The sequence below is a fragment of the Paenibacillus sp. BJ-4 genome, assembly GCF_020404765.1.
Lineage (GTDB): Bacteria > Bacillota > Bacilli > Paenibacillales > Paenibacillaceae > Paenibacillus.
In genome coordinates this window covers 53,909-77,065 of sequence record NZ_JAIVEM010000023.1, presented here as the reverse complement: position 1 = coordinate 77,065, position 23,157 = coordinate 53,909, and the positions used below count along the sequence as shown (strand labels likewise).

At 42.4% G+C, this 23,157-nt stretch carries 12 protein-coding genes; 3 read left to right on the top strand and 9 right to left on the bottom strand.

Translation table 11 applies throughout. The features are described 5' to 3' along the window. Positions 1 to 122: 122 nt before the first annotated feature. Genes LCF57_RS04910 through LCF57_RS04900 form a run of 3 tightly spaced genes read left to right on the top strand, consistent with a single transcriptional unit; the run spans position 123 to position 5,599 of the window. Positions 123 to 1,532: an efflux RND transporter periplasmic adaptor subunit gene (locus LCF57_RS04910; RefSeq protein ID WP_225999702.1), complete on the top strand. Its 1,410-nt coding sequence runs from the start codon at positions 123 to 125 to the stop codon at positions 1,530 to 1,532. Then, on the top strand, positions 1,529 to 4,645 hold the full coding sequence (locus tag LCF57_RS04905) for an efflux RND transporter permease subunit (protein ID WP_225999701.1): 3,117 nt from the start codon (positions 1,529 to 1,531) through the stop codon (positions 4,643 to 4,645). The genes LCF57_RS04910 and LCF57_RS04905 overlap by 4 nt, the downstream gene beginning before the upstream one ends. Before the next feature lie 54 nt (positions 4,646 to 4,699). Then, a complete protein-coding gene (locus LCF57_RS04900) occupies positions 4,700 to 5,599 on the top strand; it encodes a TetR/AcrR family transcriptional regulator (protein ID WP_225999700.1) in 900 nt (299 codons plus the stop codon). A 137-nt stretch (positions 5,600 to 5,736) separates the two neighbouring features. Here the strand turns inward: LCF57_RS04900 and metK are convergent, their stop codons facing one another. The 9 genes from metK to LCF57_RS04855 form a co-directional block, all read right to left on the bottom strand. Next, a complete protein-coding gene (gene metK / locus LCF57_RS04895; RefSeq protein ID WP_225999699.1) occupies positions 5,737 to 6,939 on the bottom strand; it encodes a methionine adenosyltransferase in 1,203 nt (400 codons plus the stop codon). A 315-nt stretch (positions 6,940 to 7,254) separates the two neighbouring features. Next, on the bottom strand, positions 7,255 to 7,545 hold the full coding sequence (locus LCF57_RS04890) for an alpha/beta-type small acid-soluble spore protein (protein WP_225999698.1): 291 nt from the start codon (positions 7,543 to 7,545) through the stop codon (positions 7,255 to 7,257). Between the two features lie 114 nt (positions 7,546 to 7,659). Then, positions 7,660 to 8,235 carry a hypothetical protein gene (locus LCF57_RS04885; protein ID WP_225999697.1) on the bottom strand — a complete coding sequence of 192 codons (576 nt, stop codon included), beginning with the start codon at positions 8,233 to 8,235 and terminating at the stop codon, positions 7,660 to 7,662. A 56-nt stretch (positions 8,236 to 8,291) separates the two neighbouring features. Beyond that, positions 8,292 to 9,830, bottom strand: coding sequence for a stalk domain-containing protein (locus LCF57_RS04880; RefSeq protein WP_225999696.1), 1,539 nt, complete (start codon positions 9,828 to 9,830; stop codon positions 8,292 to 8,294). A 99-nt stretch (positions 9,831 to 9,929) separates the two neighbouring features. Beyond that, a complete protein-coding gene (locus tag LCF57_RS04875) occupies positions 9,930 to 12,287 on the bottom strand; it encodes a copper amine oxidase N-terminal domain-containing protein (protein WP_225999695.1) in 2,358 nt (785 codons plus the stop codon). Between the two features lie 541 nt (positions 12,288 to 12,828). Continuing rightward, the gene (locus LCF57_RS04870; protein ID WP_225999694.1) at positions 12,829 to 14,175 is read right to left on the bottom strand and encodes an efflux RND transporter periplasmic adaptor subunit; all 1,347 of its coding nucleotides are present in this window, start codon (positions 14,173 to 14,175) and stop codon (positions 12,829 to 12,831) included. A gap of 20 nt (positions 14,176 to 14,195) precedes the next feature. Further along, positions 14,196 to 17,339, bottom strand: coding sequence for an efflux RND transporter permease subunit (locus tag LCF57_RS04865; RefSeq protein WP_225999693.1), 3,144 nt, complete (start codon positions 17,337 to 17,339; stop codon positions 14,196 to 14,198). A gap of 357 nt (positions 17,340 to 17,696) precedes the next feature. After that, entirely contained in the window at positions 17,697 to 21,716 is a 4,020-nt protein-coding gene (locus tag LCF57_RS04860) for an S-layer homology domain-containing protein (RefSeq protein WP_225999692.1), read from the bottom strand. Positions 21,717 to 21,908: 192 nt separating this feature from the next. Next, positions 21,909 to 23,039 carry a glycosyltransferase family 4 protein gene (locus LCF57_RS04855; RefSeq protein ID WP_225999691.1) on the bottom strand — a complete coding sequence of 377 codons (1,131 nt, stop codon included), beginning with the start codon at positions 23,037 to 23,039 and terminating at the stop codon, positions 21,909 to 21,911. Positions 23,040 to 23,157 lie beyond the last annotated feature (118 nt).

Genomic DNA, 23,157 nt, shown 5'->3' with positions numbered 1-23,157 from the left:
ATCGAAAACAATGATTTGACGAACACAGTATGGGCGAAATATAATACGAATGAACTATCAAGTTCAAAACATACTAATGAGTTCAGGTCTATTCTTATTGACCTATCGGGAGGTTTGAAAACATGAATAAACAACGGTTACTTACCGTACTTACTTTATCCCTGAGCATAGTAATCGCTGGATGTTCCAGCACGGAGAAAGATGCTAGTCTAGGCTCAGCTGCACAGCCAACCGTTGTGCGTACTGCAGTTGTCAAATCCTCTCCGCTCCATACTGCCTATAACTTGTCAGGCACTCTTCAGGCTTATGAGGAAAACACACTGGCTTTTCAAAATGGAGGCACCGTAGCCAGTGCAGATCTCACTGTCGGTACTGCTATACAGAAGGGAGCTGTTATTGCTCGTTTGGATGACGCTGATTACAAGCTTCAGGTGGCACAGGCGACGGCCTCCATCCTGGAGGCGCAGGCTGGTATTGATAACGCACAGGCTAATTTACAGGCTGCTAGCTCTGCGATTCAATCCGCCGATGCTGGCATTACAGGAGCTCGCGCGAATGTCAACAAGATCAATAAAGGTGCACGAGCTCAAGAGAAACAGCAAGCGCAAGCCACTGTAGATAAGGCACAAAGTGCCTATAATAAAGCCAAGACGGATAGTGAGCGTACGCAGAAGCTGTTTGAGGCAGGCGCTGCTACCGCATCAGATAATGAGAATGCTCGCCTGAATGCTACTGCAGCCCTGAAAGATCTGGAGCAAGCCAAGGAATCCCTGTCCCTTTTGCTGGAAGGGGCCACAGCCGAAGATCATCAATCCGCCCAGGCTTCCTTTCAAGATGCGCTTGCAGGTAAAAGCAAAGCCCTTGCTGCCAGTGAGCAGGCTGCGGCTTCCAAAAAACAAGCCCATGCCAACTACGAAAAAGCCCTTGTTGCCAAGGGGCAGGCAGAACTTGCGCTTTCACGCACCCGTCTAATTTCTCCTGTGAACGGCGTTATTTTAAGCAAGAGCGTCAATACAGGTGACTTGGTCGCTTCAGGCCAAACCGTCTATCGCATAGGCTCCATTGACCGTCTCAAGGTACTGCTCCCGGTACCGGACAGTGAAATCAGAGATTGGAAGAAGGGGCAATCTGTGAATGTGATGCTATATGAGGAAAGCCGTCAAGGCACTGTTTCCAATATCTACCCTTCAACCAGTGCCAATACGGGAATAGTCAACGTAGAGATCGTTATAAACAATCCTCAGCGGGACTGGTTACCTGGTCAGGTGATTAAAGCTGCTCGACAAGTGACAGACAAGAACGGCATTCTCGTTCCCGCTGAAGCGGTCATTAACACAGGAACAGAGCCTTTTATCTTTAAAGATATTAAAGGAAAAGCTGTTAAAACACCCGTAAAGCTTGGCGATCAGGTTATAGAAAATCAATTACAAATCGTATCCGGCCTTCGTGAGGGCGAACGTATTGTCATCAAAGGGGCAGAAAATCTATTTGACGGCAATGCGATTAAAGCGGAAGAAGGCGGCCGCCCATGATTGAATATTTCGTAAAAAAGCGAAAGATTACGTTACTTTTTTTTGTTATGCTTGTTTTAGTCGGAGCTTTTGGATTTTTCCAATTACCGAAGCAGGAAATGCCAGATGTCACCATACAGAATGCTACGGTAACAACCGTCTACGCTGGTGCTTCACCACAAAAAGTAGAACAAACCGTAACCAAGGAATTGGAAAAGCGCATTAAGGAAGTTGAAGGTGTTAAAACGATTAGCTCGACTTCTGGTAACGGATTCTCCTCTATTTTAATTGAATCCAAAAATGGAGTTGATCCTCAAACCGTCTGGGATAATATGCGTAAAAAAGTACAGGATGCGCAAGCTGATCTTCCCGAAGGTGCTGAAGTACCTGTTGTGAATGACAAGCTAACCAGCTCGTTTATCGGCTCCTATGCTCTGGTCGCTGACTCTCCTGCACCTTTGTATAAACTAAATGATTTGATCACAACGTGGAAGGATCAGCTCAATACCTTATCAGGTGTATCAAGTGTCAAGTTCAATGGCCTTCCTGACCAGGAAGTGCGCGTCCAAATCGACAATCAAAAGCTTCAGCAGTACCATCTGTCATGGGGGCAGGTCGCACAAGCAGTCCAGTCACAAATTGATCGTGTCCCTACCGGTGATATTGAATACAACGGGCGTACATTTCAGCTCATTGTCCGTGAAACCCAAAAAGCCGAAGAATTAAATCAGGCTATTCTGACACGTACAGAGGCAGGGGCTCCTGTTTATTTGCGAGATGTCGCTACAACGGAGCTTTCACACCCCCAAGCGGAATATTTTTCCTATGTAGGGGGCAAGCCAGCTATTACGCTAAGCATTGGAGCAGAAAAGGGTACAGACGTGCCGCCTATGAGTGAAAAAGTCAATACCAAGCTCAAGGAGCTGGAGAAAACACTTCCGGAAGGGGTTCGCCTTGAAACTCTTTTTGCACAAAAAGATCAGGTGGATCATATCTTTGCGGACTTACAGCGTGAAACGATTCTTGCCATTGTGGCTGTTATCCTTGTTTGTATGCTGGGTTTGAATTTGCTTACTTCTGCTTTTGTCGCATTGGCAATTCCGATTTCGGTTGCGATTGCTATTATCTTTTTGCCAATGTTCGGTATTACACTCAATCAGATTTCCGTTGTCGGTCTGATCATTGTACTTGGTATACTCGTCGATGACGCCGTAGTGGTCAATGATAATATAGAGCGGAGACTTACGGAATTGGGGGAATCGCCCACAGATGCAGCTGTAAAGGGTACCAAAGAGGTGATGCTTTCTATTTTGATTGCTACACTGGCTACCATTTCGGCCTTTGCTCCACTGTTGTTTCTGCCCGGAAATGTAGGTGCATTCATCAAGCCCATTCCCGCTATTGTTTCTTTGACTATGCTTGCCTCTATGGTTATGTCACTCACCATCATCCCAATTTTCCGAGAATGGTATGAGAAACGCAGGCAGACTCGTCAACCTAGAGGTAAAGCTAAACCTTCAGGCTTGTTGGGTCAGCAGATTCAGTCTTTAAACAAGCTATACTCACAAAAGCTAATGCCCAAAGTCATTAAGCGTCCCCTGCTGACTGCAATGGTAGGACTCATGCTTGGAACAGCCGCTTATGGATTGGTTCCCTTTACTTCAGTTGAGCTCTTTCCCGAGTCAGAGGACCCTCATGTCGCATTAAATATAAAAATGCCTATAGGCACCTCTGTGATCCAAACAGACCAGGTTGTCAAAGACATTGCAGGCTGGGTAAAGAAACAACCCGAAACCTCCGAGGTCGTCTATAGCGCCGGAGGAACCGCACCGCAACTATTTAGTGATATTAGTAGCTCGGGTGGAAATATTAGATATGATGAGACTGTCGGCCAAGTGGCAGTCATTGGTAAGAAGGATATTTTTGATCTCAATACAACGGTTGATGCTTGGGAAAAGCATGTTAAGAAGTCCTATCCAGAAGCTACAGTCACGACGTATATTCCCCGTCTGGGAGTCCCGGTGGGTAAGCCAGTCGCTATTCGGATTTCAGGTCAGAACCTGAATCAGCTGCAAAGTCTTGCCCAAAAAGTAAAAGAGCAGATTGCCACAGTAGAGGGTACAACCGGCATCGTGGATGACATAGGAATTGAAAGGTATGCTCTGGATTTGCAGGTTAACAAGCAAGCCATGGATCAGTACCTGGTAAGCTATACAGATCTGACTCGTACCCTGCTTTTATTAAAGGAAGGGGCTAAAGTTAGCCAATTTGATACAGGAAATGATCTGGTGGATATTAAATTGTATTTGAATCATGGCAACGAGGAGCCTAGTGCGCTTTTCCAACAATTAAGCGTAGTCAATTCAGCCGGTGCACAGATTCCGTTAAACCAGCTTGTACAGATTAAGCCTTCATTTGCTATTCAGCAAATCAAGCATTACAATATGGAGCGGACGATTACGGTAGAAGCCGACTTAAACGGACGAACTGCAAGCGAAGCGATGACGGATGTAGAAAGCAAACTGGCACAAATGAAATTCCCTGAAGGCTATAAATGGGAGGTGGGTGGCGAAACATCCGATCAGTCCACCATTTTTGCGGATTTAGGGAAGCTGGCAATCGTTGTAGTCCTGCTTATTTTACTACTGATCACCATGCAGTTTTATTCCCTGTCTATTCCTATTATTATTATGACGACCGTATACCTGGCAGCAGCCGGCGGCATTATTGGTATTTTCTTAACGGGTATGCCTATCGGTTTTATGAGTATCATGGGAATTATTGCACTCGCAGGTATTGTTGTACGGAACGGTATTGTCTTAATTGAATTTATCGAGGACGCTCGGCATGAAGGAATGGAGCTAAAGGAAGCCGTGATACAAGCAGCTACTGCCCGCTTCAGACCCATTCTATTGACTTCACTGGCAGCCATTGTAGGAATGATCCCGTTAGCTCTATTGGGAAGCCTTCTCTTCAAACCACTAGCCTTTACCGTCATTTTCGGTTTGTTGTTTTCAACCTTGTTAACCTTGTTCGTCGTGCCGTCCTTGTATATGATTATGGCCAAGTTCAAAATGCGCCGTCAACTCAAAAAGCAGCAACACACGGTTATTACACACGACCAGCCTTTGTAAAATGTGCAGAGTAAAGCGGCGTGCTGTCGGATTGGCCCCCAGGGGGTAGTATGTATGGAAAGCAAAAAAAATGATATTTTACAGGCAGCCATTCGGCTCTTCTCTAAAAAAGGCTATTATTCAACATCTGTTGAAGAAATCGCCAAAGAAAGTGGGATGGCAAAGGCATCCTTTTATAAATATTTTCAGGGAAAGGAAGAACTGCCTCTAGAAATGTGCATCATCCTGGAGAAAAATATTGAACAGGATATCCGGGCACTTTACAGTAAACCTGATCTCACTACTCATGATAAACTGCACGACTTTATTGTACTCTATTTAAGAAATCTTTTGAAAAATAAGGTTTATCTTATGATGGATCTTCCTGAGCCATCCATGCTCATTTTTCAGAATGAACAGCTTAATACCGTCTTCGAACAACATGAATACAAATTGTATAAATGGGTATGCGACTGCTTGGTTGATGTTTTCGGACCAGACATTGAAGATTCTGCATGGGATATTACCTTTGTGCTCAAAAGTATTGTATTTGAATACATTCGTTACTTTGCTGACCGAATGAACGATGAAACGGTTGAAAATCTTACTCAATTTATCATCTTCGTATCCAGTTCCCTGGTTACCGGCCTAAAGAGTACAGATTCAGCCCCTCATTTGTGGAGCAGTCCGGGCTGGTTAGGTGAAAGCATTCTAAGCAATCCCTTTGATCAGGGCCGCCAGATCAGCGGCCTTCTCCAATCGCTGGAAGACAGCATACTGCTGTCTTCATGGAGTTTGGAGGATAAGCAGGAGTACCAGCAAATTTGCTCTCTGCTCAAGGAAGAAGCTCTGAAAGCAAGCCCTCAAAAGGGGCTCTTAAAAGCTCTTTTTTCTTATTTGGAGCAGCGTAAGGAATTGCAAAAGGTTTGCCATTTACTCAAAAATTTATTGGACCTTGCACCGGTATTGGAATAATTGCTAACCATCCGGTGCATTGAAGCAACTATAATGTGTACTTAGATTACAAAACATAATCAAAAAAAGACTGTTCATGCTTTGGCATGAGACAGTCTTTTTTTGATTATTGCTTTTATTTGAAAACATACTCGAAATTACAGACCCGCTTGTTCTTTCAGTGTTTCTGCCTTGTCTATGCTCTCCCAAGGTACATCCAGATCTGTACGGCCAAAGTGACCGTAGGCAGCTGTTTGCTTGTAGATTGGACGACGCAGATCCAGCATGCGAATGATACCTGTTGGACGAAGATCAAAGTTATTGCGGATCAACTCAACCAGCTTCTCATCGCTTACTTTACCTGTACCGTATGTATCCACGTTAATCGAAACCGGCGTAGCTACACCAATGGCATATGCAAGCTGAATTTCTACCTTGTCTGCCAATCCAGCTGCCACAAGGTTTTTCGCTACATAACGAGCAGCATAAGCAGCGGAGCGGTCTACTTTGGTCGGATCCTTACCGGAGAAGGCTCCTCCGCCATGACGCGCATAACCACCATACGTATCGACAATGATTTTACGCCCCGTCAGACCGGCATCACCTTGAGGTCCACCAATAACAAAACGTCCCGTCGGATTAATGTAATATTTGGTTTGTTCATCCAGCAATTCAGCAGGAACAACTGGCAAAATTACCTTTTCTTTGATGTCTGCTTGAATTTGCTCGAGTGTAGTATCCTCTGCATGCTGTGTAGAAACCACAATTGCATCGATACGAACAGGCTTGCCATTCTCATACTCAACCGTTACTTGCGTTTTACCATCTGGACGAAGGTAATTCAGCGTTCCATCCTTACGTACTTCAGACAAACGTCGTGCAATACGGTGAGACATAGCGATAGGCAAAGGCATCAGCTCAGGGGTTTCATTCGTAGCAAAACCAAACATCAAACCTTGGTCCCCTGCACCAATGTTTTCTGTTTCTTTATCCACTTCAGCAGGATCACGACTCTCCAAGGCAGCATTAACACCTTGAGCAATGTCCGGAGATTGTTCATTTAAAGAAGTCAATACAGCGCAAGTATTGTAGTCAAAACCGTACTTCGCACGTGTATAGCCAATTTCCTTGATCGTGTTTCGTACAATGGATGGAATATCCACGTATTCCGATTTGGAGCTGATTTCACCAATGACGAGAACGAGACCGGTAGCTACCGATACCTCACACGCTACACGTGCATTAGGGTCATTAGCCAAAAAGGCGTCCAATACAGCATCGGATATCTGATCGCAGATTTTATCTGGATGCCCTTCTGTTACAGACTCGGACGTGAACAAATGACGGCCCTTTACAGACATGAACTTCAACCTCCCATAATTAAAATACATGAGGATTTATATGACAAATCCTGACATGACGATGGTATTATTCAGGTACCTTCAAGCCAGCATATGACATTGAAGATATCTTTTTCACCTGATTAACAAAAAATGAACCTTTTCCGGTAGGAAAAGGTTGCGTACAAGCCTCAAATGCCATGATATCCTATTTAAAACAAGGTGTCAATTCATATGGCTCAATTACAAGCTTCAAAGTCGGAATAAGTTTACATGTAAATCAATTCTGACAACTAGCTACACTTTGGAAGCAAAATCTGTAGTAATTATTGTAATTTATAATGCACCAAATTCAGATAAGCTACGTTCAGCAGATTGTACCAATCGCTTCGTAATTTCTCCACCAACAGAACCGTTTTGTCTTGAAGTTAAATCTCGCCATGCCACATTCCCAGTCCCCGCAAGCTCCCCTAATTCCGAAGCAAATTCACTGTCAGCGTTGGGATGTATATGAGCATATTGAGGGTTATAGACAGGGAGCCCAAACTCAGCAGCGATCTCATACTTCAAATCATGTAACCTGGCACGGCTTTCGGGAATTAATTGTCTTTGACCTCTTGACGCCATTGTACACACCCTCCATTAAATGTATTGTTTTTCATGAAGTTAGTGTGCAGCGATTAGGTGTCGCTTAGCCAAGAACAATTTGCTATCCCAAGCAGTATTTACGAACAAAGCAGTCTACTGTACCGTATAACCGCCTCGTACCATAACGACCAAGCCAAACTTTTGTCCTTCTTTTACCTGAATACCTCTTCCTTCTCTAGGAAACGATAATAAATGATTTTTTTCGACAGCCTGATTATGAACAATTTCTGTTCCAGAAGTAATATCAATAGCACCACTGGCATCCATACTATATGCAACAGCATACCCATTGCGTAAAATAAATTCCGCTCCAGCTTTGGCAATTAGCTTTTGACCAGGCTTTACATCAACAACCTTTAACTCCTCGGTCTGTTCCACTGCTGTCGAAGCCTTGCCGGTACTAGAAGCTCCCGAAGTTGTTGCGTTAGAAGTAGCGCTTGTAGCGGGAACTGCTGAAGTAGTCGTTTTAGTGCTACTTGCTGATGCTCCACCTTTGATTGCCTGAGCAATTTTCTGGTCAACATAGCTTTTAGTTACGACTGGATCATCAGCTGTACCAGGTTGTCCAGAACTGGAGGCTCCATTAACTGAATTGTTCATTAAGGAGCCTGCAACAATTCCTCCCCCAAGTAAAACGGCAGCCAACGATACTTTGTAGCGTGATTTCATGCTGATCCTCCTAGGACGGTTAATGCATCTGTAAAAATACTTTTGTATTCATAGTATTATTGGCTTGCCCCAGAAGAAGCACCTTGCATAACCCACGGTTTATCATAAGCCATCTTCAATGTATCAATACTTGTTACCAAATCTTCAGCTTGCTGTTCAGCAGTGGTCACTTTCAGATTAGCCTCATAAACCTGAAGCTCAGTAGCTAAGCCCACATCAAATTGCTTTTTAGCCATATCGGCTGCACTTCTAGCGCTCACCAAACCAGCTTGAATTTGAGAATACTGACTTTCTAATCCTTTAATGTTGTTGTAAAGCGTTCTTACTGCTTCTTCAAGCTGTCTCTTTGTACCCTCTGTAGCATACTGAGCTTTCTCAACATCAAGTTGTTGAGCTTCGTATGGTGTATTTCCTGGAGTATTAAAATTGTAGAGTTTCAGGCTCAATTCAGCTAAATCCACTTTTTGTTCACTTAACCAAATAGCAGTGCTACTAGTAAGTACTTGGCTTACCTTGGTTTCCACATTATCTTTAAATTCAGAATAGACAGGCTTATCCTTTAGTTCATAACGTTGTTCCGGTTTATAGCCAATTACTTGATTCAAAGATACATATGCACTATCCAGATCTTTTTTAGCTTTTTCTAAAGCAGCTTGATTTTGAGTCAACTGATTGGTTGCTTGTGTAACTTCATAGTCACTTGACATTTGATTATCTCTTTTAATTTGTGCAACTTTAAGCTTCCGCTCAGCATCTTCAATATTCAAAGCAGCCAACTTAACCGCATTTTGCTTTTGAAGAAGTTTGTTATAAAGATCCTTCACATTGTATTCAATACCTTCCTTAGTCATATCCAGGTTTTTTTTGGCAGCTTCATAGTTAAGATTAGTTTGAGCGTAACCTTTGAAAGCTTTGTCCTGTCCTTCATCGCCTGCTTCTGCAGGAACAAAGTCAATATTCTTCCCTGTTTCCTTCATGATTTTGCCAGATTGATCAATATTCGTCTCTGCTGTTTTAACTGAGGTACTATCAGCTATAGCCAGTTTAACAGCATCATCATAAGTCAAAGAATCGTTATAGTAGGTATCATAAGTAACTTTAGTCACAGGAGCTACGAAAGGCTTACTGGACAAGCTGTTGGTTTGATTACCAGTAGTGATTTCATCAGCTTGATTTGAAATAGTTACTGTCCGTGTAGTCTGATCCCAATTTACTTTGGCGCCTAATGATTGGCTCACAAAACGTAAAGGAACGAATACTTGACCCTTTTGAATTTGAGTTGCGGCATCCAGTTGTACAGGCGCACTATTCTTATAAGCAAGTTTAGAACCAACATTCAAGGCTAACGTATCATCATTTTTGGATGCCGTTACTTTTTTAGCTTTGCTATCCCACTCCACTTGCGCTCCCAAACTTTCAAAAACGCCACGAAGAGGCACCAAGGTTGTATTTTGACTAACCACTGGGGACTGTGTATATTGCTGAGTTACACCGTTAATAATAACCTTTATATCACCTGATTGAGCTCCAGCAAGATTGGCGAACATAGAAGTAAGAGCCAATGTGGACAGTAGTGCCACTCCAAAACGTTTCATAATTTCTCTCCTTTGTCAATAAGGCTAATAAAAGAAAAGGGCTCCAAAAGGAACCCTCTTCTCATCTAATTCAGTTAACTCAAAAGAGCTGCTCTTAAATTAGTTGTTGTTTTCAACAGTAACTGTTTTTGCAGTTGCATCATAGTTAACAGCTGCATCCAGTGCTCTACCTACCCAGTAAATAGGCAGTACAGTACGGTTTTTGTTAGTTACAGCTTTAACATCCATGCGAATCACAGTACCGTTAACAGTCAACAGGTTAGTGTTCAGTTTGATTTGAGCAACAGTGTTACCTTTGATCAGGGTAACTGTGGAAGTTGCTTTGTCAAACAGGATGTTTTGTGGAGATACACCCAGAGCTTCAGCAGCATAACGTACTGGCAAGTAAGTGCGTCCGTTTTGAGCATAAGCAGCTACATCAGCTGTTTTGCTTTCGCCGTTCACAGTGTAGGAAGTGCTTCCCAGTGTGAAGACAGCTTTAGTTTTAGTAGCACCTGGAGCTGGAGTTCCAACAGTTGCGATTGCTACTTCAGCAGCTGCAGTGTTGTTGTCTTTCCAGTTTTGAGTGTTGTCAGTTGCGCCTTTGTATGCAGTGTAAGAAACTGCGCTACCTTTCAGCTTAGCAACGATATCGCCTTGAGCTACAGTACGGTCAACAGTCAGCTTAGGAGCCGAGATTGTAATTGTACTTGGAGTAGCACTTTCGCTATCGATATAGAAGCTCAGACGGCCTTTATTGCTTTCGCCATAAGTATCAGTAGATACGCTCTTCACTTTAACGTCACCAGCTGTTACTTTAACATCTGGAGTAGAAGCAAAACGTACGCCTGTTGGCAATTCCAAGATTACTTCACGGCTACCGTCTTTCTTAACGAAAGCTTCTTTAGCAGCTTCAGTGATTGTGATATCGCCAACTTGTTGGTCGCCCAGACCGATTGTCAGAGTTGGTTTGGAAGCAGCAGCCAAAGTAACCGCTTGTTTCACAGTAGCAACCTTAACATTACCGCTCAGACCTTGGCTACCAGCAACTTCAACGTTCAGATCACCGGAGAAACCTGGTTGCGTAGCAACTTCAACGTTTTTCAGTTTCAAAGTACCTGGGTCAGTAGTGCTGTTAGGGTTGTTGAAAGTCAATCTCAAAGTACGTTTGTCGGAGTCAGTGTAAGATACTTTCACGTTACCCATACCATTAGTATTTTCGAAAGAACCAACGAAATTTTCTCCTGGGTTATTGCTATCGAAAGTAGACTGCCAACGAGCACCCTCAGGCAAACGCAGAGTTACTGTACGACCTGAAACAAAAGAGTGAGCTACTTTCTCTTTAATTACGATATCGCCAATTTTTTGCTCGTCATGTCCAGCAAGAATTGTTGTTGGAGTAGCAACGGAAACGCCACCACCGATTTGTCCATAGCTACCAACTACGAGGGAGCTAACGTCAGTGGTTGTGTTACCAGAGATCGTTGCAGTAATGTCGCCTTCTTTAGCGTTTGTTTCGTCATCAACGTAGAAGCTGATAGGCAGATTAAATGTTGTTTCCTTAGAACTTACCTTTTTCAAGGAGACAGTCAGAGTATCACCATCAACTTTATAATCTACATCGCTCGGTGCAAGGTCACCATACAGAATAGTAGCAGTGCTTGGAGCGTTCCATTTAAAACCACTAGGCAGTTTCAGCTTGATGTTATTATTGTTAGCCAAAGAAGCTGCAGTTTGCTCTTTAACTTTCAATGTTGCAGTGAAATTATCAGTGTTAGAAACAGTATCCAAAGCGGACAAAGATACTTGACCGGAAGATACTACGTTTGCAATTGCAACTTCACCGCTAGTCAAACCACTTGTAGAAGAAGCATCGATGGAAGCTTTCACTGGTCCATTGCTAGGTCCAGCAACATTGATGCTTGCAAAGTTCAAGTATACTTTTGCACTATCCAAAGAGTTTTCAAAATTGAATGTTACACGTGCAGAGTTATTAGTTAGTTGTTCAACTTTCAGTGGCTCAGCAGGGAAAGGATTGTCAGTAGTCGCTTTAGATTTATTGTCACCAGCGTCAACATAAACACCTAAACCATAAGTAGCATCACTAGCAGAAGTTGTAGCACCAACTGCACCTTTCGAAGCAGTACCGAAAGTGAAGCCTTTAGGCAAAGTAACAGTGAACGAAGAATTTTTAGCAACAGAAGCTTGGGAAACGGTAATTCTTGCTCTACCTAAAGTAGCGTTGTCTTGCTGTCTAGAATCGATACTTGGAGTATACACGGTTTCATAGCTGGAAGATGCATGAATTGCAGTTGGTGCAGTCAATGCTGCGATTGGAGTTGCTACACCAGCAACCAATGTCGCTGTTGCCAGCACGTTGATCATTTTTTTGTTAAACTTTGTCATAACCTTTTTTTCTCCTCCTTGAATATAAACAGAAATATTATTTTTGTCTTTTTGTCGGATCTTGTCACTCATCAGTCGTTACACCTCCTTTCCGAGCTTTATGAGAACCCTTATAAAATGATATCTGTGACAATATCACAGAAGCTTGGAATCTAGTTGAAAGAAAGCGTCCATTTATGACGTACTCCAGTATTATACAATGTGATAACAATGCAGTAAAGATTTTTTTTAGCGAATTTTGTCTTTACGCTTTTGTACCCCTTTGTTTCATACTCACCCAATTAGACGTAGCATAGGTTTAAAAAGTTGCGTCAGTTTCAAAAAAAATTTATTTTTTTTGATTATGTATTCCGCTTTCCACAGTCATAATTATACTATTAAACCTGTTCCTCCGTCATCCTACAACTTTTACCTTCTCAGCCTTAAATGCGCAAGGATTATTCCCGTACATTTAAGTCAGTCTTTAATGGAGTATATTCATTAAGAATTATCCATAGAATATATAAAGTACATAAAGACTATAGATTCCTTGTAGAAATCTAATACTCTAATACACTTTAAGTAGTAGGAATGACGGAGTAACAGCAATTTACTGTAAAATAACGAAAATGAATTATTTCACTACATTAATTTTCGCACCATCTGAAAGCAAACTTACTCCCTTAACGACGACATTTTGCCCTTCAGTAAGCCCTTTGGTTACCTCAACCTGTTTGGCGCTTTCCTGGCCTGTTTGCACTTCTACCCGCTTAGCAACAGTTCCTTCCACTACATATGCATACTTCTTCCCTGCCTGCTCGGTAATGGCATCCTGCGATACCAAAATATTTTTAGGAGCTTCTGATTTCATATATACAGTTACAACCATCCCTGATTTGAACTCGCCAGAAGGATTAGGGACTGATATTTCGACTGGATATGCCTTGAGATCATTATCCATAACCGGATTGATAGCCGTCACTTTAGCCTCAATCCGCTTGCCCAACGAATCTACCCCTACAGTTACAGTAGATCCTACATTTAGCTTAAGCAGATCCTCTTCAGAGACATTTACCTTGGCAAGGATCGGATTGGTATTTGCAATTGTAGCTACAGCTGACTGAGGACTGACCATTTGTCCCGTTGTACCTGTCACTACAGAAATAGTACCTGACATAGGGGCTCTGACTACAGCATTGGCAAGCTGACTACGTGCAGTGTCCAGAGAAGCTTTGGCCTGATTCACCGAGGCGCGCGCTACATCAATACCTGTTTTCTGCTGTGCAAGACGCAATGATTTTAGAGCATTATTGTATGTTGTTTGAGCACTTTCCTTTGATGTCTGTGCATTATGCAGTGCAAGCTGAGCGTTTTCCAGCGCTGTTTGAGCTTTTTTAAATGCTATTTCGGACTGCTCCAGGTCAGATTGTGAAACAGCACCAGCACTAAACAGCTGCTGGTTTCGAGTTAGGGTGCTTTGGGCATTATGAACGGAATTTTGAGCATCTACCAGAGAATTCTGAGCTTGTGTAATAGAGCTATCTTGCTGAACAAGTGCACTTTTAGCTTGGTCTACACTGGACTCAGCCTGCTGCACAGATTGCGCTGCTCCAGACTCAGCCTGCTTCAAATTAGCCAGTGCCACCTGATAGGATTCCTGATTTTGTGTAATTGTGTCCTTAAGGTCTTTCTGATCAATCGTAAACAAAATATCGCCTTTGTTTACCTTTTGTCCCACTGTTAGATTAATGTTTTGTATCTTTCCGCTAATTTTCGGGGAAACCTGAGCTGTATCCTTAGGGGCAAAGCTGCCTACAATGCCTGTGGAATCCGCTATACTGCCTTTAGCTACTTTTGCTACCTGGATTGGAATTGCTTTTTGAGCAGCAGGAGGAGCAGCGGGGGCCTCTCCCCCACCGCAGCCTGCCAACGCGACTGAAAGAAGCAATGTCGTGGCTATCAGAGCACTTTTTTTATTCATTATTTCTCTTCACCCCATTATTAAATGTGAACATTCTTTTGTTGCAGCTTTGTTTGTTTTTTAAGCTCTCTCTTCGCATGTCTTTTCAACTTCCGTTCTTTACGCTTTTCTATTCTGTTATCCATGATGACGTAAACTACCGGAACAAGAATCAGTGTAATAATAGATGCGAAGGACAACCCGAACACGACAACAATAGCCATGGGCGCTTGCGATTCGTTGCCATTTCCTGTAGCAAATGCCATTGGAATCAAAGCAAGCACGGTAGCAAGTGTAGTCATCAAAATCGGGCGTAACCGTTCAGATGCACCATGAATAATGGCTTCATCCCGATCCTGTCCTTCTTTTCGGAGCTGGATGATGAAATCAATCATGACGATGGCGTTATTTACGACCAGACCGACGAGCATGATGTAACCAGTAAAAGCTGGTACACTGAGGCTCGCTCCTGTTACAACCAAACCAATAAGCACACCTATTAATGTAGGTGGGACTGAAAACATAATAACAAACGGCGTAAGCAAGGATTCAAACTGACCTGCCATAACCATATAGATCAGCACTACAGATAGTAGGATAGCTAATCCCAAATTCATAAAAGACTCCGTCATTTGCTCATTTTGTCCGCCACCCGTATCTGCACTATAGCCCTCAGGGAAATGAGTGCTTTTCAAAAGAGCATCTATTTTTTGGTTGACTGAAACGATGTCCCCTGTTCCGTCTATGTCAGCGGTAATCTGCACTTGACGAGTTTGAGCTTGACGACTAACCGTATCAGGAACGGCACGTTTATCTATGCTTGCAACCGACGACAAAGGTACATCAATACCTTGTGCGGTTGTAATACGCAAAGATTGCAGATAGGACAAGTCATGACGGTCCTGCTCTGGCAAAGATATTCTAACATCTATCTGATCTTCACCTGTGCGATAAGTTGTAGCGACAGATCCATTAAAGGAAGTGTTCACATTAGACAAAATTTGAGTTGCTGACAAACCATATCGACTAGCAAGCTCCCGATTAACAGTGATCTCATATTCTTCACGAACCGCATTCAAGCTACTTTTTACATTGACTGTCCCTGGTATGTTTTTCACATCGGTTACGAGATTGTCTGAGAGTTCCCTCAGTACGTCAATATCGTCACCTTTCAAGTTGATCTGAACAGCCGCTCCACTGGAAATGCCTGTTGCAGATGCCAGTGTAATTTCAGCATCAGGGATAATGTCAAACTTCTTCCGCAGTTCAGCTACTACATCATCTGTTGCCTGAATATGCCCATCCTTCAATGTAACGGATAGCTGCGCCGAGTTAGTCGGTGTTGCACCTGAAAAACCTGAATTACCACCGGAACCGACGGTCACCGTCATTTTGTCCAGATCAGGAACTTTTAGAATTTCTTTTTCTATCCCTTGAACAACCTCATTAGTTTCTCTCAATACTGTCCCGTTAGGCATTTTCACATCAATTGAAAACTCACCCTGATCAGATTCTGGGATAAATTCAAACTTAACCATAGGGAACAAGAATCCCGCTGAAATAAACATTAATAAAGTGATGATCAGGACAGATTTCCGATGGTTAATCCCCCAATTCAATACGTGCCGATATCCACCCTTGAATTTTTCAAATCCGATATTAAACCAGATAATCGGGTTAATACCTTTATAAGTACCCGAAGAATATAGAGATTCATCTGGCACAGTAGGCAACCAACGCGAACTGAGCATCGGCACAATCAGAAGTGATACCAGCAAGGCTGCAATATGAGAAAAGATAACAGTTAATGCCAAAGGTTTAAACAAAGCTCCCGCAATTCCGTCGACAAAAACAACTGGTAAAAATACTACGATCTGTGCAAGTGCAGACGCCATTACCGCATTACCCACTTGCTTGGAGCCATCAATAGCCCCCTGGAGCATGCTCTTCCCTTCATGTCGTTGTCTAAAAATATTTTCAATAATAACAACAGCAAAGTCGACAAAGGATCCCAACCCCAGTAACAAACCGCTCAATGAAATGACGTTGATGGTTTGCCCGCTGAAATACATCATCATAAATGTAGCCACAAAAGAGATTGGAATAACAATAGTTGCAATAATCATAGAACGCGTACTATTCAGGAATAGTAACAGCACAATTGCGGCTATAATAAGCCCCAATATAGCATGCTCTATTAATGAATGTACAGAGTCTCTAATAGGTTTGGAAGAATCTGTGACCATCTCCAGTTGAGTTCCCGGAGGCAGATCCTTCCGTATTGAATCTAAACTTTCCTTCACAGAATTAGCGATTGCTAAAGTATTTCCTCCTGTAGCTTTAGTGACAGAAATATTGATACTCGGTTTCCCATTAAACGTAGAAATGGTAGTGACTTCTTCCACAGAGTCTTCAACTGTCGCGATGTCCTTTAATTTCACGCTTTCCTTTCCTACAGGGATTGGCGTTTCACCCATTTCTGAAACAGCTTTATATTCACCTTGAACCCGAAGCTGGATTTGTGTATTACCACGATATACAGAACCAGCAGAGCCAGCTACATTATTAGCTGATAGCGCTTGGCTGATTTGATCCAGCGTAATGCCATAGCTTTGGAGCTTCGCTTGATCTACAGTAATTTTCACGAGCCGTTCTTGCCCGCCTGACATGTTGGCCGCGGCTACTCCAGCAATTCTTTCCAGACGGGGCTCAATAATATCTTTAGCAATAGGCTTCAGCGTGTTAATATCCTGATCCCCTGTAAAAGCAAGCGTAACAACTGGCGTTGCGTTGATATCCGCTTTAATTACGCGCGGTGAATTTGCCGCCTTTGGAAGAGACCCCCGAACCCCATCAATTTTATCTCGCATGTCTAGGGTTGCCTGGTTTATATCTACTCCCCAATTAAAATAAATTATGACCATAGATGATCCTTCTGAAGACTCGGACATGATTTTATCCACATTTTCAATAGAAGCCAGACTCTTTTCAATAGGTTTGGTCACCAATTCCTCAACTTCTGTCGGTGTCGAATTAGGCATACTGGTCGCTACCACAGCAATAGGCAGCTTCAGATCAGGCATATACTCGACAGGAAGCCTTAACGAAAAAATACCGCCCCCGATCAACAAAGCAACAATTAACATAAATACTGTTACAGGACGGCGTATTGAAAACTGAGACATCTCATCACTCCCCACTCACTTCTTTATGTAACTTTTAAGCACACTAATCCTCTACTACGAAAAAGCAGGCGTAAAGTTTCAGATATATGTGCAAAAAAACAAAAAAATATATAAGCAAATAATAAACACATTTTGAGATAAATACTTAAAAAAAGTAGTTAATTTAAATGTATTCACGGTAATACAAGAACAATAATACAGTAAACTTTACCATTAGTTATTTGCTCATTGCTATTATGGCATAGGCCCTTAATCCCAGTCAAATAGCTGATTTATAAAAAACATCCCTCTCATGTCTATGAAAGGGAATTCCATTTTCGCATGGAGGGATGTTCAATAAATCAAGCTTATTAAGGATTAGATTTTAGGAAGCAGCTTTTTATCAGCCATTACTTTAGCTACAATAATGGCTGCATCTCCACGCAAGGTCAGAGATGTTGGGTTAAACATATACCCTTTTTTCAGATCACTAGCATCAACAGGTGAACCTGTGATAAAGCCCTTCTTGGCAATAGCCAGTACAGATGCTTGTGCGTAGTAATCAATCTTGTCTGCATCTTTAAAGGTTTTAGACAGATTCTTCATGATCTTGTCATGATCTGTTTCCAGCTTCAAGTTCAATGCCTTGGCGATGATGACCGCTGCATCTTGGCGCGTGATTACATCTTCCGGCATAAAGATTCTAGGTTGTGAGCCTTTTACAATGCCGGCACGCGCAGCCGTTTCAATATAACGATAATCATAGAGGGCATCTGCTGATATCGTATTTGGAATAGACACGTCGTCAAAATGCTTCGCCCCACTGAAATTAAGTGGAATTTGCAGACCTTTAACAATCATGGACGTAAATTCGCCTCTTTTAATGTAGCTATCAGGTCCAAAGCTGTTAATTGGATCCATTGGGTTCATAACACCTTTAGCCAGAATGGACTCAATGTAATCTCTGGCGTACTTGTGCTTAATAACATCACTATACGTTTCTCCAACCTTAGCGACTACGTAGTAGCCGAAACGATCAAACGGTACTTTAATAGTATGTTTCTTCGGATCCACCACACCACCAATGTTTTGCCAATCTTTAAGATCCGAATCAAAATAGAACACGGTCATTTGTTTCCCTGCATCCTGCGCGATACTGCTATCATACGTCAAGGTTAATGTTGCACGCTTGGATGGTACTAATTCATTAGAAGGATCACGCCAGTAGAAGTTTTTGATCTTACTACTGTCATTTTGCGACTTATTAGCCAATTGATAAGGATCGGCACCATAAGTTACCGGATCGTAAGCATCTGTTTTGATATCGTCTGCTGTACCTGGGTCAATCCAGAATACCGGACTTGACTTGGTAAAACGAGTTGGGAAGTCTCTATTGAAGTATCTGCTTCCATCTGCTATCAAGCTCTGCATATCGGATAATGCTTTTTCAGTTTCAAATTCATGACGGTCCACCACACCATCTTCGCTATTTGCTATCGCAAAGTACAATGTATGACCAGAGAAAACCTGGTTTTTGAATTGCTGAGGTTGATCGTAATCCCGACGAATCAGACTAGTTCCCTTGGCAAATGCAAGTGTAAGATTACCATCAAACACTTTGTGCGATGTTTTCATCGCTTCCATGTACTGCTCACCAGGAATATTAGTAGGCACATATTTAACCGTAATGGTCTGTTTCAGTTTATCTTTACCTTTTGTAACCACTACGTCAATTTTATTATCTTTGTTGGCCTTTAGACCTGTGACAATGGCTTTATAAGTTGAAGGATAATCAACGGTGCCATCATAATCTGAATCGAATCCCTCTTGAACTGCTGTTTCCTTACCTACCGTAACACTATCTGCATTACTTGCGTTCACAACTACTTGCACAAAGTTTTGATTCACGATTCTCTTTTCAGGAAGCGGACGCAAAATATCAAAAGATGTGGATTGACCGGATACTTGCAGTCGGAAAGTTGCAAATGGTCCGCTCTTGCCACTGTTGTACAAGGTAATGTTATAGGCTACCGGTGTTCCATCTTGCGGAATGGTTTGGTTTTTCAACACAAAGCTGAAATACTTTTTGTCCGGATGGTAGTACACAAGCAGGTCTTTTAAATCTTTATTTGTAAATTTATCTGTAGTAGAACCGGAGTTGTATGTTGTCTTAGCATCTTCGGCTGAGAAAAACTCGTTATTCAGCGTCCAGTTAAATTCGCTGTCGTCCGATCCCTTAATTTCCAAAATATATTGATCTTTATTGGCAATATCACTTAACGAACCATTGACCTGATCCGCTTTACCCAAATCAGCAATACTGAATGTACCAAATACATTGATATTTTTCAGGGATGTACTGTAATTGGTATCATCTACTTTAGTGAAATTAGCATCTTTTGTTTTCGGTGCGATTTCACTATATTTCGGAGTACTGCTCAAGCCGCTAACTGGTGTAAAAGGAATAATTCCTTGTGTGTTTGGAACCGGAATTACTGGAATATTCGTCTGTGTAAAGTTTACTTTTACCGTATTGCTGTACTCAATACCTGGCTTGTACACAAATTTGATTTCATTATTCCCGTTTGCCAGTGCATTGGCTGCGGCTGGTTCCGAGGAAGCAGCAAGCTTAAAGTCCGCTCCTGAGCCATCAAGATCAACCAATACATTGTTTACATACAGGAATACATTCCGGTTACTTCCAGTGTAATGAATATCTGCTGTGTTGCTCACATCGAGCAATTTACCTTTAAAGTAGCCCAATTGAGTCAGTTTATAGGTATTCAAGTTTGAGCTAGATGTATTCAACGGGATTTGTTGCCCATCATAAATCGTATCGTATTTCATGAACGGACCCTGCAACAGATTCACTGTTGCCTTAATTAACTTGGTCGAGTCACCATTCAGGTAAAAATTCAGTACGTTTTGTCCTTCTTTAGGCAAGGTGTCTACATAAGCAACGATTTTCTTCACTTGTGTTGACTTACCATTGATTGTCCGAATTACATCTTGAGGTGACCCTACAGGATGAACCGATACACCAGATAGCTCGCTGATTGAAGAAGGTGCACCGTTAACAACGATGAACTCCATACCTACAGGAACAGATGGAGCATCTGTAGTCTTGTTCTTCATAGAACTTCCGGTTAATCTCATAGCTTCATCTATGGCAGCTGCCTGATCAGACCCGCTTCCATTAATTCTGCTCAACAATTGATTATTAAAATCAGGAAGATAGTTTACATCATCAATATACGGTTGAGTACTGCTGCGCAATGTAAATTGGACAGCCGATGGAGCAGGTGGGGTACTGGTATCACTATAAGTTAGACCCAAGGATACTCTGGTCAAATGATCTACCACAACCTCTGAAGGTACAGTTACCTGAAATGGATATACCTTATAGCCATTGGATGTAACCACATTAGCAGTATCAATCGTGGCATCAACCCCAGTAGCACTACCTACAGCACTGCCATTGTTACTCACATCCGTAAACCGTGCATTAATTGTAGCAACTCCCGGATCGGATGCACCGCCAGGAACCAGAACCTTACCCTTCAAAACAACTCCACTCGTAGATGATACGGTAAAGTCAGGCGAAGTAGTCAGATCTGCCGACACATTCCCATCCATGTTCAGGTTCAAATCGGAAAATTCAGGTTTACCCGTATAAATCGTAATCTCACGCGTAACCGTAAGAGCCTGAGTTCCGTTCCCCACTTTAATAGTCACTATATTTTTACCCGGACTGAGTACAACACTTCCTGTTAGTTTATAGCTGGTATAAGAGTTAACAGTATACGTATTACTGCTTTTTGCAGAGGTGAGCGTTACACTGTCGGCATTAGGCGCCGTACCTTGAATGACTACTTTAACGTCATCCGTACCGCTATTCCCAGCGTCTGTCAGCACAGCCGTTTGGTTCTCTACTAACTGTTCAGTTTTACCGTTCAGCGTAGCAGACAGATCATAAACCTTGGGTCCATCCTGGTACTCTACATAAATAGAATCCTTCATTTCCGCAGAGTTTTGGCTGCTTTGGAAGGTAATTCGGTTCAAACCAGGAAACAGTTTAATGTCTGAAACTTGAAGCGTAGAGCCACTGACTGTAATTCCGCCTTTTTGACTCTCATTTTTATTCACCACGTTAAGGGTCGTTCCATTTTTAGAGAGCTGGAATACACTATATGATATCGTGCTTCCGTTCACTCCGTTAATCGTACCGTTAACTGTAATACGGTCGGTGTTTACCGATCTGGCCGAATCCGCATCATATTTTTCGTTTGGAAAAATAAAATAAGTTCCTGTCGCAGCATGAGCCGTACCTACCAGGGCCGCCGGCACCAAGCCAATGATGAGACCAACCGTCAGCAACATGGATAGCAATCGTTTCAAATCATTGTCCTCCTTTGATTCTGTCGCACCTTGGGGTACGTAATCATTCAATACTTTTTTTATCGGTAGTAAACATACAAAAAATTAGTAAATTCTCAAAAAAGGAGGGAGATTTTTTACAGCAGACAACAAAAAAGCCTTCAAACCCGCGGCATACCGCCAAGCTTGAAGACTTACTTTTAAAATTAAAATTTATAATTTCGATCGCGTCTGCGAATCTGGCTTAGCCAACAAGCGAATCAGTGTGTTAATCACTGGACGCTTTGTTTTACCCACGAGACCAATAACCTCTGCACCAATCTGTAGGAAAAACATCATAATACATATCACGACAAAGATAACCCAGTTTGCTTCATTAAGCGCAGCATACGATTGAATCACAGCTAATACGCCGAAAAATGCGGCAATACAGTAAATAATCAATACGGTCTGTCTGTGACTGAAACCTAGCTCTCGCAAGCAATGATGCAGATGACCTTTATCCGGTGAGAAAATCGGTTTTTTCTGAAGTTTGCGACGAACAATGGCAAAAAATGTATCCGATAAAGGTACACCGATAATAATCAATGGCGTAATAAACGATACGATAGCAATTTGCTTGAAACCAAGCATGGACAGCATGGCCAGACAGAAACCTAAAAACAGTGACCCAGTATCACCCATGAATATTTTAGCGGGATGAAAGTTAAAAAACAAAAATCCGACAATGCTGCCCAGCAGCACCAGACAAAGCATAGCCACCATGTAGTTGCCCATCAGAAGGGACATTACAAAGATGGTTCCAATCGCAATTCCTGAAACACCCGCAGCCAGTCCATCCAGACCGTCAATCAAATTGATGGCATTCGTTACACCTACAATCCAGAAGATCGTAAGCGGAATGGAAATCCAGCTTTCCAAGGACGAGTATGCATCTTGAAAAGGTACATTTACAAAATCCACACGGATATCAAAAGCAAACACAACCATACAAGCAACGGCAATTTGAGCCAAAAATTTCAACTTCGCATTGAGATCAAAACGATCATCGAGAGCACCAATCAGTGTAATCAGCGTACCGCCAATCAGAAAGGCCGCGATAAAGTTAATATCCCGTGAGGACAGCATTCCGTCAGGTACTAGAGGCAAAATCGCCAACAAGGACAACAGAAACGCCAAGAAAATCCCCATTCCGCCAAGTCGCGGCATAATCCGGGTATGTACTTTTCGGGCATTCGGTACATCGACGGCTCCAACCTTAACAGCGAATTTCTTGACGAGCGGTGTCAGTAACAGCGCAAGTCCCAGTGCCATGACGAAACCAATAATATAGATCAATAGCATTTGATCATTCGACCCCCAATTTTAAAGCAAATCCCTTTCAGATGTAACCGCATTGAATTATACTCTGATCAAAAATAAATACCAAGCTTCATATTCTGGCAAATTAGCGGCTTTTAAA